The sequence below is a fragment of the Actinomycetospora sp. C-140 genome (genome assembly GCF_054796175.1).
In genome coordinates this window covers 43576-58409 of record NZ_JBTWNF010000023.1, presented here as the reverse complement: position 1 = coordinate 58409, position 14834 = coordinate 43576, and the positions used below count along the sequence as shown (strand labels likewise).

The following is a 14834-nucleotide window of genomic DNA, read 5'->3' as shown; positions in this document are numbered from 1 at the left end:
GGTGGGGGTGCCATCCCGGGCCGGTCCGCCGGCCCTCGGGCCCTACGTGGTGTCCGACGTCCTCCACCGCGGGCGCTCGGGCGAGGTCGTGCGCGCCCACGACCAGGCGCACGACCGCGTCGTCGCCCTCAAGATGCTCGCCCCCGACGGCGCCGACCGGGAGTTCCGCACCCGCTTCGAGCGCGCCTGCGCCGTCGCCCGCACGCTGCACGAGCCCCACGTCCTGCCGGTGCTCGACCACGGCGAGCTCGCGGGCCGCCTGTTCGTCGCGACCCCGCTGCTCGCCGGGCCCGACCTGCGCACAGTCCTCGGCCGCGACGAGGTGCTCGACCCGGCGCGGGCGGTCGCCCTCGTCGAGCAGGTCGCGGGCGCCCTGGCCGCGGCGCACGCCCGGGGCCTCGCCCACCGCAACGTCAAGCCGTCCAACGTGCTCTTCGCCGACCCGCAGGCCACCGAGGTCCGCGTCGGCGACTTCGGCCTCGTCTCCCGCAACGGCCTGTCGCTGGACCACACGGCGCCCGAGCGCTTCCGCGGCGGCCCGACCGACCACCGCGAGGACGTCTACGCCCTGGGCTGTGTGCTCTTCACCTGCCTCACCGGCGAGCGCCCCTACCCCGGGCGCAGCCTGCCCGAACGGATGCGCGGGCACCTCGAGAGCCCGGTGCCGAAGCCCTCGGAGCACCGCCCCGGCGTGCCGGCCGCCTTCGACGCCGTGATCGCCGGCGCCCTGGCCAAGACCCCCGCCGAGCGCACCGCCACCGTCGGCACCCTCGCCGCCGCCGCCCGCGCGGCGCTCTAGGAGACGACCCGCCGAGAAATCTCGGCCCACGCCGGAACATCCGGGGGTGCCCGGACCGTCTGACGGCGTGAACGGTCCGCCGACGGCGACGGACCCCGCGACGAGGACGGGACGCGATGAGCGGCACCACCGGCACCGGCGACATGTACTTCAGCGCCGACGGCGGGGTCTACGACGCCTCCGGCACCATGATCGGCACGTACGAGACCGACGCGTCCGGCCAGGTCGACCTCGTCACGACCGACACCGACGCCGACGGCCGGCTCGACACGTCGATCTCCGACACCGACCACGACGGGACCTTCGAGACCGGCGTGGTGGACACCGACGGCGACGGCTACTACGACACCATGATCATGGATACCGACGGCGACGGCGACTACGACACCGCCGCGGTCGACGCCGACCACGACGGCACCGCCGACACGACCGCGTACGACCCCGCCGGGTTCTGAGTCCGGGATCCCGACATGACGGCCACCTCCGCGACCCTCGCGTCCGACCGGACGGTCCTCGTCGATCTCTGCATCGACCTCGCCGACCGTCTGCGCGACACCGGGCCCGGCCTGCGGGCCCGGGTGCACCGCGGGCTCGCCGAGGTGGGGGTGCACCCGGTCGAGCCGGACGGGCGGCCCTTCGACCGCGCCGCGCACGACGCCGTCGACCGCGAGCCCACCACCGACCCCGCGCGTGACCGCACGGTCGCGAGCACCGAACGCACCGGATACCTCGACCACGGCCGCGTCCTGCGCCGGCCCGAGGTCGTCGTGTACGCCCTGGAGAACCGATGACCACCGACTCGCGCACGGCACCGGCCGGGACGGGGCGCCGCCCCCACCCGATGGCCGACGACGTCCTGCGGCTCGTCGCCGAGGTGCGCGCCGCGGCCGAGGAGGACGGCGAGACCGAGGCGGCCGCGGCGCTCGACGCCGACGTCGCCCGGGTCGCCCGCGCCAGTGCCGCGGTGGTGGTCGTCGGGGAGAAGAAGCGGGGCAAGAGCTCGCTGATCAACGCGCTCGTCGGGCGCACGGGGCTGCTGCCCGTCGACGCCGATGTCGCCACCTGCACCCACATCGTCGTCAGCCACGGCCCCGACGGCGCGTCGGTGGTGTTCGGCGGCGGGACCGAGGGCCGCGAGGTGCCCCTCGAGGGCGTCGCGGAGTACGCGGCCCTCGACCCCGGCGCCCGCGCCCCCGAGCACGAGGACGTCAGCCAGGTGCAGGTGCGGGTTCCCGCGCCGCTGCTGGCCGGCGGGCTGGAGCTCATCGACACCCCCGGCGTCGGCGGTCTCGTCGCCGGGCACGCCGCCCTGACGCTCGCGACGCTGGAGCGCGCCGACGCCCTCGTGTTCGTCCTCGACGGGTCGAGCGAGATCACCGCGTCCGAGCTCGCGTTCCTCGAGCGGGCCACCGAGCGGGTCGCGACCGTCGTCTTCGCCCTCACCAAGATCGACCAGTTCCCGGCGTGGGAGGCCGTGCGCGCTCGCGACGTCGAGCTCATCGCCCGGCACGCCCCGCGCTATGCCGACGCGCCGTGGTTCGGCGTGTCGAGCCGCGCCGTCGCCGACGCCCTGGCCGCCGAGGCCGACGGGGAGCCGCAGGAGGCCGCCGAGGAGTGGGAGGCGAGTGGCATCGTGCCCCTGTCCGGCCACCTCGCCGGCCTCGCCGAGGGCGCCGACGGCCTGCGGCTCGCGAACCTGCTGCACCAGACGCAGGCGCTGGCCAAGCGCCTGGCGGCGCTGCAGGTCCGGCGGGCCCTGTCGCTGTCGCTGAGCCCGGAGTTCGCCGCGTCGGTCAAGCGCGAGAAGGACGCGCTGACCGCGCTGCAGGGGCAGAACGCCACCTGGCGCCAGACGCTCTCGGAGCGGGCGGTGCGCCTCGAGCAGCGCATGCGCACCGAGCTCGCCCGGCGCCTCGAGGACGTGCGCAAGGAGGTCGGCGACCGGATCGCCTCCGGCGACCACAAGGTGTTCGACGAGGTCGCGACCGACCTGCCGCCCCGCGCGCAGGCGATCTGGATCGACCTCGACACGATGCTGCGCCGCGAGCTGACCGAGCTCGCCGCGGCCCTGCTCGCCGACCTCCAGGGTGTCGAGGCCGACCTCGGCGGCGTCATCCCGGAGACCCCCGAGCGGCTCGCCCAGCTGCCCGAGGCCGCCCGCGGCCAGGGCAGCACGAGCTTCGCCGAGCAGGGCGTGATGTCCGCGAGCCTCGGCATGGGCATGGGGCACATGGCCTACCTCGTCATCCCCGCCGTGCTCGGACCGTTCGCGGTGGTCGGCGCGGTCGCCGCGGGCGTCGGCGTCGTCGGCTTCTTCACCTGGCGGCGCTGGGCGAAGGAGCGCGGGGCGCGCAGCCGTGAGGACGCGCGCCGCTACCTGCAGGACGTCACCGCGCGGCTGAACAACGAGATCCCGCCGGTCGTGAGCCAGGCCGTGGCCGGCGCCCGTGAGGTGCTCTCGCAGAGGATCACGACCGCGCTGACCGCGGAGAAGGACCGCCTGACCGCGAGTCTGGCCGAGCACGAGAAGAACCTGGCGGGCGAGAAGAGCGCACTGGCCCGCCGCAAGGCCGAGGTCGAGGCCCGGCTCAAGAAGCGCAACCAGATGCGGGAGAACGCCGAGCAGCTGGCCCACACGCTGCCGGCCCGGACCGGAGAGGAGTCGTCGTGACCGCGCCGCAGGAGGCCGGGGGAGCCGGATCGGACACCTGGCTGGACATGTCCCGCTACCCCGACACGGACCCGGACGCCGTGCTGAGCCCCGACCAGCACGAGCTGCTCAGCTCGTCGCTCGCGGTCGACGACGCCGCGCTCCCGGACGCCGTGTGGGAGCACATGCTCGCGGTGGTCACGGGGGATCCCGCGGGCGACGACGCGACCGACGGCGCCGATGACCCGGACGCCGCCGCCGGTGCGGACGACCCCGCCGTCGACGACGCCTGGTCCGAGGACCTGGCCCGCGCGTTCGGGCTCTCCGACGAGCACGACCCGGGTGGGCACGACCCGGGCGAGGACGGCGTGCACGACGGCCACACCGACCCCCACGACCACGGCGGCTGGGTGTGACCTCTCCCGGCTGGGACCTGGCGATCGACTTCGGCACGTCGTTCACCACGACCGCCACGCTGGCGGGCGGCCGCGTCGAGGTGCTGGAGATCGACGGCTCGAAGTACGTGCCGTCGCTGGTGTGCCTCGACGACGACGGCGCGATCCTCGTGGGACGGGACGCGCTCACCGAGGCGGCGATGGCCCCGGACCGCACCGAGCGGGTGCCGAAGCGGGCCCTGGTCGCCTCGGAGCAGGTGCTGCTCGGCGACCGCACGATCGCCACGGTCGACCTCGTCGCGGCGGTGCTCGCCCGCGTGGCCGGCGAGGCGGTCCGCCGGTTCTCGGGGCGCCGGCCCTCGCGGGTGGTCCTGACCCACCCGGCGCGCTGGCAGGCCGGGGGCCTCGAGCTGCGACGACTCGCCGAGGCCGCCGAGCGCGCCGGGCTCGGCGAGCCCGACCTCGTCGCGGAGCCCGTGGCCGCGGCGCACCACTACGTGCGCAGCGGTGACACGGTCCCGGACGGCGGCATGATCGGTGTCTACGACTTCGGCGGCGGCACCTTCGACACCGCGGTGCTGCGCCGCCGCGGCGACGGGTTCGAGCTCGCCGGGTCGCCGGGCGGGGACGTGGCGCTGGGCGGCGAGGACCTCGACGCCGCGTTCATGGAGATCCTCGCCGAGCACGCCGAGGCGCTCGACGCCGACCGGTGGTACGCGCTGTGGGAGGCCGAGGGGCGCACCGCGGAACGCCACCGCACGCTGCTGCGCCGCGACGTCACCCAGGCCAAGGAGACGCTCTCGCGCCGGCCCGCGGTGAACCTCTGGGTCCCCGGCTACGACGACGAGATCCGCGTGACGCGCCGCGAGTACGAGAGGGCCGTCGAGCCGCTGCTGGCGCGCAGCGTCACCGAGCTGCGCGACACCGTCGCGCGGGCCGGCACCACGCCCGACGGGCTCGTCGACGTCTACCTCACCGGCAGCACCAGCCGGACCCCGCGGATCAGCACGCTGCTCGCCGACGTGCTCGGCCACGTGCCGGGGATGCGCGACGACCCCAAGGCGGTCGTCGTGCTCGGGGCGCTGTCCACGGTGCCCGGCTCGGTCAGCGCCACCCAGCACGTCCGGATCGCCGTGCGGCCGCGCCGCCCGTCCGGTCCGCCCGCCGATCCGACGCCGCCGCTGACACCCGCCGGGTTCGAGGTGCCGGCGGCACCCTCGTCCGACGAGACCGAGACGGTCCGGCGGGCTCCCGCTGCCCGTCACGCCGCGCCCCCCGACCGCGACGTCACCGGGGAGATCGCCCGCGAGATCGCCGCGATCGCGGAGGCCGCCGGCGTCACCGACCTCGTCGGGACCGTGGCGCCGACCGTGCGGGCCGGGGGGCCGCCCGAGGTCCGGGCGAACCTGGCCGCGGCCGCCGACGGCGTCGGGACCGCGATCGGCACGCGCCACACCCCGTTCCCCGGGCTCCCGCCGCACGTCGCGCTGCAGGTGCTGCGCGAGGGCCGCGGCGAGCTGGAGACGCTGGGCCCGTGCCTCACGCGTCTCGACGCCGTGGTGGAGCGGGTCCAGGCGCTGTGACCGGTCGGCGTCCTAGAAGACCGGGACCGCCGCCTCGCCGCCGGACAGGACGGCGCCCGCCGCGGTCAGCACGTCGCGCTCGACCAGGAAGTGCTGGCGCAGGACCCCGATGTCGCGCAGCCGGCGCGCGAGCGTGCTGTCGGCGTGGACCGCGTCGCTGCCGGCGGCCGCGCTGTGAGATCGCTGTGGAATCCGGCATCGGTGATCGAGCCGGACACGATCCGGGTAGACCCGGGGGCGACCACCACGAAAGGTTCGTCCATGACCCACACCGCGACCGCGCGCCCGACCTCGGCGCCCGCCGTCACGGCCCTGCGTGTCCTCTCCGTGCTCACCGTCGTCGTGCTGCTGTGGCAGTTCGTCACGGCCGGCTCCCTCCTCGGCCCGCAGGGCTCCGAGGCGGCCGAGGGGCTCCACGCCACCGGCGCGATCGTGCTGCACGTCGTGTCCGGGCTGGCGATGATCGCCGCGGCACTGGTGTGGCGGGGCGGGGCGGCGCTGTGGCCGACGGTCGTGGCCGCGCTCGTGTTCGTGCTGAGCTTCGTCCAGGCGTACTTCGGCAGCGGCGCGACGCTCGCCGTCCACGTCCCCGGCGCCATGATCCTGACCCTGGGCGCGACGCTCCTCGCGGTGTGGTCCTTCACCGGGGGCGCCCTCCGGGCCCGCTAGTCGTTCGGGTTCGCCTGCCGCACGGGGCCGTAGAGCTGCCCGACGAAGTCGCACGTGGGCGCGGCGTCCGGGACACCGCTGCCGGCACAGGCCTCGAGGCCCTTCTGGAAGACGTCGACCTGCTGGGCCTCGCCGGGGTCGGCAGGCCCCGGGAGCGGTCCGCCGACGCCGGTGAGGTTCGGCGCCCGGCAGCCGCTGCTGGTCGGGTCGCACGGCGGCGGGTCGGCCGGGGCGGCGACCGCGACGCCGGCGGCGCCGATCGAGCCGGAGAACGCGGCGAGTCCGAGCACGCCGCCGACCAGCGTCCGGGACAGCGTGCGGGGCAGGGTGTGGGTCATCCGGGGCACCTCGATGTCGACGTCGTCGGGGGAGCACATGCGAGCCGGGACGGGCGGCGCGGGGAGCGGTGACGTCGTCACGGTCGCGAGGTGGGCGGGACGCTAGATCACCGGCGCCGCCGCCGGACCGGTGACGGCACCCGACCCTCCGGACGAGTGACGGGTGCCTACGGCACGTGAGCACTTCGGAGTGCTGGGGCACTCCGAAGTGCTCACATGCGCGACGCGCACCCCGGGGAACTCGGCGGGCCGGTGGCTGACGACGAGCATCGTGCGATCGCGCCCGGCGGCCAGGAGGTCGGCGCACAGTTCCTCGGCGGTGGCGGGGTCGAGGTGGGCGGCCGGCTCGTCGAGCACGAGCACCGGGCGGTCGGCCAGCAGCACGCGGGCGACACCGAGGCGCTGGCGCTCGCCGCCGGACACGGCGCCGCCGTGCGCGCCGATCGGGGTGTCGAGCCCGTCGGGCAGCTCGGCGAGCCAGGAGCCGAGGCGGGCGCGCCGCAGCGCGTCCACCAGATCGTGGTCGGTCGCGTCGGGCCGGGCGAGCAGCAGGTTCTCCCGCACGGTGGAGTCGAACAGGTGGCTCGACGCGCCGCACCAGGCCTGCCGTTCCCTCACCTCGTCGCCGGCGCACGATGCGACGTCCACCCCGTCGACCGTGGCCCGCCCGGCCCGCGCCGGCAGCGTGCGCGCGAGGGCGGCGAGCAGCGTGCTCTTGCCGGCGCCGGACGGTCCGGCGACCACGAGGGCGTCGCCGGGGGCCAGGTCGAGGTCGACGCCGTGCACCGCGTCCCGCGTCGCCCCGGGCCAGCGCACGGCGAGGTCCTCGGCGCCGAGGTGGTCGCCCGCCCCCACTGCCGCGGGCGCCACGGGATCGGCCACCGGCGCGGGCGTGCCCTCCAGCTCGGCGAGGCGACGCACCGCCGGCCCTGCGGTCGCGAGCCGCGTGGCGGCCTCGGGCAGCCCGGCCACGGCGTCGGTGCACGCCAGCGGGACCAGCGCGAGCACCGCCAGCGCGGTGCCGGCAAGGTCACCGCGCGCCAGGGCGGCGAGACCCAGCCCCGTGGTCGCCACGGTCGTCGCCCCGAGGGCGAGCACCCCGAGGCCCGCGCCGAGGCCGGTGGAGAACGCGGCGCGGCGGGAGGCGGCCGTGAGACGGGCGTCGACGGCGGCGAGGTCGCGGCGACGGTCCTCCGCGGCCGAGAACGCGACGATCTCGGCGGCGGCCTCGAGCGTCTCGGTCGTGCTCGCGAGCACCTCGCCTCGCAGCCCGGCGGTGCGCGCCGCCGCCGTGCGGACCGCGCGCAGGGCCAGGGCGGGCGCGACCACGCCGGCGACGAGCAGCCCGAGCGCGAGCGCGAGCCCGGCCGAGGGCAGCAGGAGCGCGAGCGCCGCCACCGCCGCGAGACCGACGAGGGTGGCGCGGGCGGCGGGCAGCGCCACGCGCACCACGATGTCCTCGGCCGCGTCGACGTCGCCCACGAGGCGGGCGAGCAGGTCCCCCCGGCGGCGCCGGGCGGTGGCCGCCGGGCCCAGGCGCACGAGCGCGCTCCAGATCCGCACGCGCAGGTCGGCGCCGAGGCGCAGCGCGGCGTCGTGGCCGACGAGCTGCTCGCCGTAGCGCAGGACGCCCCGGGCCAGGCCGAAGGTGCGCACCGCGACGATGGCGACCATCAGCGTCAGCACCGGCGGGTGCAGCGCGGCGGCGGAGATCAGCCAGGCGGACGTGCCGGTCAGGGCGATGCCGCAGCCGGTGGCGAGCGCGCCGAGGAGCACGGCGAGCGCCCAGCGTCCGATGCGCGGGCGCAGGAGGCGGGCGAGCCAACGCCACGTGCCCTCCGGTCCGGACGGGGTCACGAGGTCGGTGGCCGACGGGATCGGGACGGGGGCGCGGCGGGTCGTGGCGGGCGGGGCGACCTCCCCAGCGGTCGACGGCGCTGCGACCACGCGGTGCGGCACCTCCACGACCCGGTCGCACAGCGCCAGCACGGCGTCGCGGTGGCTGACCACGACCGCGCTGCGCCCGGCGAGCGCGGCGGGCAGGGCGTCGAGGATCGCCGCCTCGGTGTCGGCGTCGACGCCCTCGGTCGGCTCGTCGAGCAGGAGCAGCGGCCGGTCGGCGAGCAGGGCGCGCGCGAGCGCGACGCGGCGCCGCTGCCCGGTGGACAGGCCGGCGCCGCCGTCGGAGACCGGCGTGTCCAGCGGGACGTCGAGTGCCGCCGCCGCGGCCGCGGCCGCCACCTTCTCCCCGGAGGCGCCGGGCGCGCCGAGACGCAGGTTGTCGCCGACGGTGCCGGCGAGCAGCACCGGTCGCTGTGGCACCCACGCCACCCGGTCCCGCCAGGCCGCCGGGTCGATCGCGGTGAGGTCGACCCCGCCGACCTCGACGCGGCCGGTGTGGGGCCGGCGGGCACCGCGCAGCAGGTCGAGCAGCGTGGTCTTGCCCGCGCCGCTGGCGCCGGCGACCCCGACGACCTCGCCGGGGGCGACGTGCAGGCAGAACCCGGAGAGGACGGGATCGCCGCCGCGCCCGGCGACCCCGACCTCCCGGACGCGCAGCGGGACGCGGCGCGGGTCGGGGGCGGGCCGGCGCTCGCCCGCCCCGGCGGACAGGGGTTCGAGCTCGAGGACCGCGAAGGCCTCCTCGGCGGCGGTGAGGCCGCCGAGGCTGTCGTGGAACCGGGCGCCCACCGCCCGCAGCGGGAGGTAGACCTCCGGCGCCAGGACGATCACCAGCAGCGCGGTGTGCAGGTCGAGGTCGCCGTGCACGAGGCGCAGGCCGACCGCGACCGCGACGAGTGCCACCGACAGGGTGGCGAGCAGCTCGAGCGCCAGCGCGGAGAGGAACGCGACCCGCAGCGTGGCCATCGTCGCGGCGCGGTGGCGCTCGGCGATCTCGCGCATCCGCCCGGCCTGGCGCCGGGCGCGCCCGAAGGCCACGAGCACGTCGAGCCCGGCGACGAGGTCGAGGAAGTGGTGCCCGAGCACCGCGAGAGCCCGCCACCGCCGGGCGACCGCCCGCTGGGTGTACATGCCGATGAGGATCATGAAGATCGGGATCAGCGGGACGGTCACCGCCACGACGACCGCCGAGAGCGGGTCGGCGCCCAGGACGAACACCCCCACCGCGAGCGGCACGACGGCCGCCACCAGCAGCGTCGGCAGGTAGCGGCGCACGTAGCCGTCGAGCCCGTCGACACCGTGGGTCGCGAGCGTCGCCAGCCGGCTCGGCTCCGGCAGCCGGGGGTCGTCGGGCCCGAGCTCCAGCGCCTTCGCGACGAGACGGCCGCGCAGGCTCGCGACGACCGACGCGGCCGCCCGGGCGCCCGCGACCTCGCCGCCCCCGGCGAGCAGGGCCCGACCGGCGACGACGGCGAGCAGCGCCGCGAGCACCCCGATCAGCGCGGTGGGGCCCTCCCCGCCCAGGAAGCCGCGTGTCACCGCGGTGGCGAGGAGATCGGCCTGGACCACGACCAGCCCGGCGGTCGCGATCCCGATCCCGGCGCAGAGCACGACGTGGCGCCGCACCGGCGCCACGTGGCGCAGCAGGCGCGGGTCGAGAGGCCTCACGCGTGCTCCTCGACGGCCGGGTCCTGTACCGGCTGCCGCTCCCGGCGGGGCTCCGGGCGCGGCTCCGGTGTCCGGGCGGGCGGCGCGATGTGGGTCCTCGCGATCCGCTGGCGGAACACCCAGTACGTCCAGGCCTGGTAGCACAGGACGATCGGGGTCATGATCGCGGCGACCCAGGTCATGATCGTCAGCGTGTAGGGCGTGGACGCCGCGTTGGTGGTCGTCAGCCCGAACGCCGGGTTGATCGTCGAGGGCAGCACGAACGGGTAGAGCGCGGTGAACAGGAACGCCGTCGCCGCGACGATCGTGCCCGCGGTCAGCGTGAAGCCCCAGCCCTCGCGTCCGGCGCGGGTGGTGAGGATGCCGCCGACCAGCGCGGCCGCGGCGACCAGCGCGAGCACCGCGGTGACGACGGTCGCGCCGTGGGCGAGCCAGGTCCAGAGCAGGAACGCGGCCGCCACCGGCACCGCGACGACACCGACGCGCACGGCGAGCGCCCGGGCACGCGTCCGGATGTCCCCGTCGGTCTTGAGCGACAGGAACACCGCGCCGTGCAGGACGAACAGCGCCAGGGTCGTGAGGCCGCCGAGCAGGGCGTAGGGGTTGAGCAGCGTGAGGAAGGTGCCGACGTACTCGTGGTCCGCGTCCAGCGGCACGCCGCGGACGATGTTGCCGAACGCGACGCCCCAGAGCAGGGCGGGGACGGCGGAGCAGACGATGATGACGCGGTCCCAGGTCGCCCGCCAGCGCGCCGAGTCGACCTTGCCGCGGTACTCGAAGGCCACGCCGCGCCCGATCAGCATGACGAGCACGAGCAGGAGCGCGAGGTAGAAGCCCGAGAACAGGCTCGCGTACCACTCGGGGAACGCCGCGAACGTCGCGCCGCCGGCGACGAGCAGCCAGACCTCGTTGCCGTCCCACAACGGCCCGATCGTGTTGATCATGACGCGGCGGTCGGTGTCGTCGCGCCCGAGCACGCCCAGGAGCGCGCCCACGCCGAAGTCGAACCCCTCGAGGACGAAGTAGCCGGTCCAGAGGATCGCGATGAGCAGGAACCAGACGTCGGTGAGTGCCATCTCTCCTGCCTCTCAGTAGGCCACGGCGAAGGGGCGGTCGGCGGCGTCGTCCTCCCGGGGCGACACCGCCTCCGGGGGCGGTGCGGGCGCCGGGCCGGCGGTGATCGTGCGGATCAGCAGCCAGCCCTCGATCACGGCGAGCCCGCCGTAGAGCAGGGTGAACACGATCAGCGAGGTCAGGACGGACGCGATGCCCACCGACGGCGAGACACCCGAGGCCGTGCGCATCTGCCCGTAGACGACCCACGGCTGGCGGCCCATCTCGGTGAAGATCCAGCCCATGGAGTTGGCGAGCAGCGGCAGCGCCATGGACAGCAGCGCCACGCGGGCGAACCAGCGCGCGGGGACCCGGTCCCGGCGGCCGAACCACAGCGCCGCGATCGCCACGAGGGCCGCGAGGGCGCCGAAGCCGATCATGAAGCGGAAGGTCCAGTACGTCACCGGGATCATCGGCCGGTAGTCGCCGGGGCCGAAGCGGGCCTGCTCGGCGCGCTGGACGTCGTTGATGCCCTCGACCGTGCCGTCCGTCGACCCCGTGGCCATGTAGGACAGCACTCCGGGCACCCGCACGCTCCACAGCTCCTGGGAGCCGTCGAGGCTGCCGATCGTGAACAGCGAGAACGAGGCCGGTGTGGAGGTCTCGTAGAGCGCCTCGGCCGCGGCCATCTTCATCGGCTGCTGCTCGGTCATGATCTTGGCCTGGAGGTCGCCGCTGACGATGACCGCGACGCTCGCGACGAGCACCGTCCACGCCCCGAGCCGCATGGCGGGCCGGAAGAGGCCGTCCTCGCGGCGCCGGGCCAGGAACCACAGGCTGACGCCCATCACCGCGGCGCCGGCCACGACGAGGGCCGCGGTGATCGTGTGCGCGAACGTCACCAGCGCGGTCTTCTGCGTCAGCACCGCGAGGAAGTCGGTGAGCTCGGCGCGTCCGGAGACCGGGTTGAACCGGAAGCCGACCGGGTGCTGCATCCAGGAGTTCGCGGCGAGGATGAAGTACGCCGAGAGCACGGTGCCGATCGCGGCGAGCCAGATGCACGCGAGGTGCACGCGACGTGGGAGGCGGTCCCAACCGAAGATCCAGAGGCCGAGGAACGTCGACTCGAGGAAGAACGCCACGAGGCCCTCGATGGCCAGCGGCGCGCCGAAGACGTCACCGACGAAGCGGCTGTAGTCGCTCCAGTTCATGCCGAACTGGAACTCCTGGACGATGCCGGTCACGACACCCATCGCGAAGTTGATCAGGAAGAGCTTCCCGAAGAACTTGGTCGCCCGCAGCCAGTGCTCCGACCCGGTGCGGTGCCAGGCCGTCTGCATGACGGCCACCAGGAGCGCGAGGCCGATCGTCAACGGCACGAACAGGAAGTGGTAGACCGTGGTGATCCCGAACTGCCATCGGGCCGCATCCAGTGGAGACACCGTGCGCTCCGCCCCGTCTCGTGGTGGTGGCTGACGCCGGTCAGGATCACCCGCACCGCGTGGTCGAGATCAGGTCCGCGAGGTCCCCGGTCGCCGGGACCTCGGTCCCTCCTGCGCCGGGACCCCCGTGCCGGCGGCGCCTAGGCTGAGGGGCGTGATCCGCGTCTTCCTCGTCGACGACCACGAGATCGTCCGTCGCGGGGTCGCGGGCCTGCTCGCCGACGATCCCGACCTCGAGGTGGTGGGCGAGGCGGGCACGGTCGCCGAGGCCGTCGCGCGCGTCGGGGCGGCCGTCCCCGACGTCGCCGTGCTCGACGTGCGCCTCCCCGACGGCAACGGCATCGAGTTGTGCCGGGAGCTGCGCTCGCGTCATCCCGACCTGGCGTGCCTCATGCTGACGTCGTTCACCGACGAGCAGGCGATGCTGGACGCGGTGCTCGCGGGCGCGGCCGGTTACGTGATCAAGGACGTGCGGGGCAGCGACATCCCGGCCGCGGTGCGGGCGGTCGGCTCGGGGCGCTCGCTGCTCGACCACCGCGCCGCCGCCGCGCTGATGGCCGAGCTGCGTACCCCGGCGGAGGCGCCGGACCCCACCGCCGGGTTGACCCCGCAGGAGCACGCGGTGCTCGAGCTCATCGGCGAGGGCCTGACCAACCGCCAGATCGGCGAGCGGCTGTTCCTGGCCGAGAAGACGGTCAAGAACCACATCACGCGCCTGCTGGCCAAGCTCGGCCTCGAGCGCCGCGTGCAGGCCGCGGTGCTGGCGACGGAGGTCCGGCGCCGACGCGGGTGATCACCGGCGGAAGTAGTGGCCCTCGTCGAGGTCGGCGAGGACACCGGGATGCGTCGGCTCCCAGCCCACCAGGACGCGGGTCTCCGCGTTGTCCATCGTGAAGTCGAAGCCCATGAAGGCGCCGAACGCACCGAAGTGCTCCGTGGCCCGCTCGGCGGGGACGCTGACGGCGGGCACGTCGATGTGGCGTCCGATGCGCTCGGCGATCGCGCGGACGGTGACACCCGGCTCGGTGGCGCCGCGCAGCGTCGTGCCGGACGGGGCCTTCTCCAGGCCCAGGCGGTAGAGCGCCGCGAGGTCCAGGGTGTGGGCCGCGGGCCAGTGCTGGGTGCCGTCGCCGACGTAGCCGGACACCCCGGTGCGCCGGGCGATCCCGATCAGCGTCGGGAGGAAGCCGCCGCGGTCCCGGTCGCTGTGGACGACCGGCGGGATCGCGACGAGCAGGGTCCGCACGCCGCGGTCGGCGAGCGCGGTGACCGCGCCCGCGACGGCCGACCGGGGGTTCGCGTCCATGACGCGGTCCAGGTCCGCGTCGCCGGTGCGGGTCATCCCGACCCCCACCAGGGTCCCGCCGGTCGGGGCCAGCGCCTCGCCGAGCGCCCGGACCACCGCGACGTCCGCCGCCGCGGCGTCCGCGAGCGCCCCGCGGTGGACGGCGTCGTGGTCGTAGGCGAGGTGCACGACGGCGTCCACCCCGTCCGTGGCCGCGCGCAGGCCGTCGAGGTCGGCCACGTCGCCGCGGCGGGCCTCGGCGCCGAGCTCCTTCACGGTGATCGCCGAGGCCTCGGAGCGCGCGAGGCCGACGACGTCGTGGCCCGCCCGGAGCAGCTCGGGGACGACGGCCGAGCCGATGTGGCCGGCGGCGCCGGTGACGAGAACGCGCATGATGCCCTCCAGGGACATGACGGTACTGAGTACCGTCACCGTAGCACTGTGACGGTACTGAGTCGCATCACTAGGCTGGGACCGTGGCCCGCTGGGAACCGGACGCCGGTCCGCGGCTGGTGCGCGCCGCGCTCGACCTCATCGGCGAGCAGGGCTACGCCGCCACCACCGTCGCGCAGATCGCGGAGCGGGCCGGGCTGACGCGGACGACGTTCTTCCGGCACTTCGCCGACAAGCGCGAGGTGCTCTTCGCGGGTCAGGAGGTCCTCGGGCGGCTCCTCGCCGAGGGCATCGCCGGGGCGCCCCCCGACGCGACGCCGCTGGGGGCGGTCGCCGCGGGCCTCGACGCCGCCACCGGGGTGTTCACCGCCGAGCAGCGGGAGTACGGCCCGCGCCTGCGGGCCGTCATCGCCGAGAACGGCGAGCTGGCCGAGCGGGCGGCCTTCAAGCAGGCCTCGTTGCGCGCGGCGATGGCGGACGCGCTGCGCGCCCGCGGCGTCGCCGACCCGAGCGCGGGACTCGCGGCCGACCTCGGCGTGGACGCCTTCTACCGCGCCTTCGAGCGGTGGTGCGCCGGGTCGTCCGGGCCGACCTACCCCGAGCTCGCCCGCGACGAGCTCGCGGCGCTGCGGGCGGCGGCGGCCGCGCTCGGCTGAG

15 protein-coding genes are annotated in these 14834 nt (G+C 75.7%); 9 read left to right on the top strand and 6 right to left on the bottom strand.

Annotated features, from left to right (window positions below; genetic code table 11):
* Nucleotide 1: 1 nt before the first annotated feature.
* The 6 genes from ACR9E3_RS28785 to ACR9E3_RS28760 all read left to right on the top strand — a co-directional run bounded on the left by ACR9E3_RS28785 (nt 2) and on the right by ACR9E3_RS28760 (nt 5427).
* Complete coding sequence (locus tag ACR9E3_RS28785; protein WP_460384281.1) at nt 2–799, top strand: serine/threonine-protein kinase; 798 nt, start codon at nt 2–4, stop codon at nt 797–799.
* Between the two features lie 116 nt (nt 800–915).
* Nucleotides 916–1254 (top strand): hypothetical protein, encoded by a 339-nt coding sequence (locus tag ACR9E3_RS28780; protein WP_460384280.1) that lies wholly within the window; start codon nt 916–918, stop codon nt 1252–1254.
* A 15-nt stretch (nt 1255–1269) separates the two neighbouring features.
* Nucleotides 1270–1590 (top strand): nucleotide exchange factor GrpE, encoded by a 321-nt coding sequence (gene grpE / locus ACR9E3_RS28775; protein ID WP_460384278.1) that lies wholly within the window; start codon nt 1270–1272, stop codon nt 1588–1590.
* On the top strand, nt 1587–3470 hold the full coding sequence (locus ACR9E3_RS28770; RefSeq protein ID WP_460384277.1) for a dynamin family protein: 1884 nt from the start codon (nt 1587–1589) through the stop codon (nt 3468–3470). The genes grpE and ACR9E3_RS28770 overlap by 4 nt, the downstream gene beginning before the upstream one ends.
* Nucleotides 3467–3865: a hypothetical protein gene (locus ACR9E3_RS28765; protein WP_460384276.1), complete on the top strand. Its 399-nt coding sequence runs from the start codon at nt 3467–3469 to the stop codon at nt 3863–3865. The genes ACR9E3_RS28770 and ACR9E3_RS28765 overlap by 4 nt, the downstream gene beginning before the upstream one ends.
* A complete protein-coding gene (locus tag ACR9E3_RS28760) occupies nt 3862–5427 on the top strand; it encodes an Hsp70 family protein (protein WP_460384275.1) in 1566 nt (521 codons plus the stop codon). The genes ACR9E3_RS28765 and ACR9E3_RS28760 overlap by 4 nt, the downstream gene beginning before the upstream one ends.
* 12 nt (nt 5428–5439) lie before the next feature.
* On the opposite strand, the gene ACR9E3_RS28755 is transcribed toward ACR9E3_RS28760, so the two are convergent.
* Nucleotides 5440–5697 carry a hypothetical protein gene (locus ACR9E3_RS28755; RefSeq protein ID WP_460384274.1) on the bottom strand — a complete coding sequence of 86 codons (258 nt, stop codon included), beginning with the start codon at nt 5695–5697 and terminating at the stop codon, nt 5440–5442.
* Here ACR9E3_RS28755 and ACR9E3_RS28750 point away from each other — a divergent pair.
* Nucleotides 5689–6096: a hypothetical protein gene (locus ACR9E3_RS28750; RefSeq protein WP_460384273.1), complete on the top strand. Its 408-nt coding sequence runs from the start codon at nt 5689–5691 to the stop codon at nt 6094–6096. The genes ACR9E3_RS28755 and ACR9E3_RS28750 overlap by 9 nt on opposite strands.
* Here the strand turns inward: ACR9E3_RS28750 and ACR9E3_RS28745 are convergent.
* The 4 genes from ACR9E3_RS28745 to ACR9E3_RS28730 form a co-directional block, all read right to left on the bottom strand.
* Nucleotides 6093–6434, bottom strand: coding sequence for a hypothetical protein (locus tag ACR9E3_RS28745; RefSeq protein ID WP_460384271.1), 342 nt, complete (start codon nt 6432–6434; stop codon nt 6093–6095). The genes ACR9E3_RS28750 and ACR9E3_RS28745 overlap by 4 nt on opposite strands.
* 102 nt (nt 6435–6536) lie before the next feature.
* Complete coding sequence (gene cydD, locus ACR9E3_RS28740; protein ID WP_460384270.1) at nt 6537–10004, bottom strand: thiol reductant ABC exporter subunit CydD; 3468 nt, start codon at nt 10002–10004, stop codon at nt 6537–6539.
* The gene (gene cydB / locus ACR9E3_RS28735) at nt 10001–11080 is read right to left on the bottom strand and encodes a cytochrome d ubiquinol oxidase subunit II (RefSeq protein ID WP_460384269.1); all 1080 of its coding nucleotides are present in this window, start codon (nt 11078–11080) and stop codon (nt 10001–10003) included. The genes cydD and cydB overlap by 4 nt, the downstream gene beginning before the upstream one ends.
* Nucleotides 11081–11092: 12 nt before the next feature.
* Entirely contained in the window at nt 11093–12499 is a 1407-nt protein-coding gene (locus tag ACR9E3_RS28730) for a cytochrome ubiquinol oxidase subunit I (RefSeq protein ID WP_460384268.1), read from the bottom strand.
* 154 nt (nt 12500–12653) lie between these two features.
* Here ACR9E3_RS28730 and ACR9E3_RS28725 point away from each other — a divergent pair, with 154 nt between their 5' ends.
* Complete coding sequence (locus tag ACR9E3_RS28725) at nt 12654–13292, top strand: response regulator (protein ID WP_460384267.1); 639 nt, start codon at nt 12654–12656, stop codon at nt 13290–13292.
* Here ACR9E3_RS28725 and ACR9E3_RS28720 read toward each other — a convergent pair whose 3' ends face one another.
* A complete protein-coding gene (locus ACR9E3_RS28720; protein ID WP_460384265.1) occupies nt 13293–14216 on the bottom strand; it encodes an NAD-dependent epimerase/dehydratase family protein in 924 nt (307 codons plus the stop codon). It lies immediately after the preceding gene.
* Nucleotides 14217–14260: 44 nt separating this feature from the next.
* On the opposite strand from ACR9E3_RS28720, the gene ACR9E3_RS28715 reads away from it, so the two are divergent.
* On the top strand, nt 14261–14833 hold the full coding sequence (locus ACR9E3_RS28715; RefSeq protein ID WP_460384264.1) for a TetR/AcrR family transcriptional regulator: 573 nt from the start codon (nt 14261–14263) through the stop codon (nt 14831–14833).
* Nucleotide 14834: the final 1 nt, after the last annotated feature.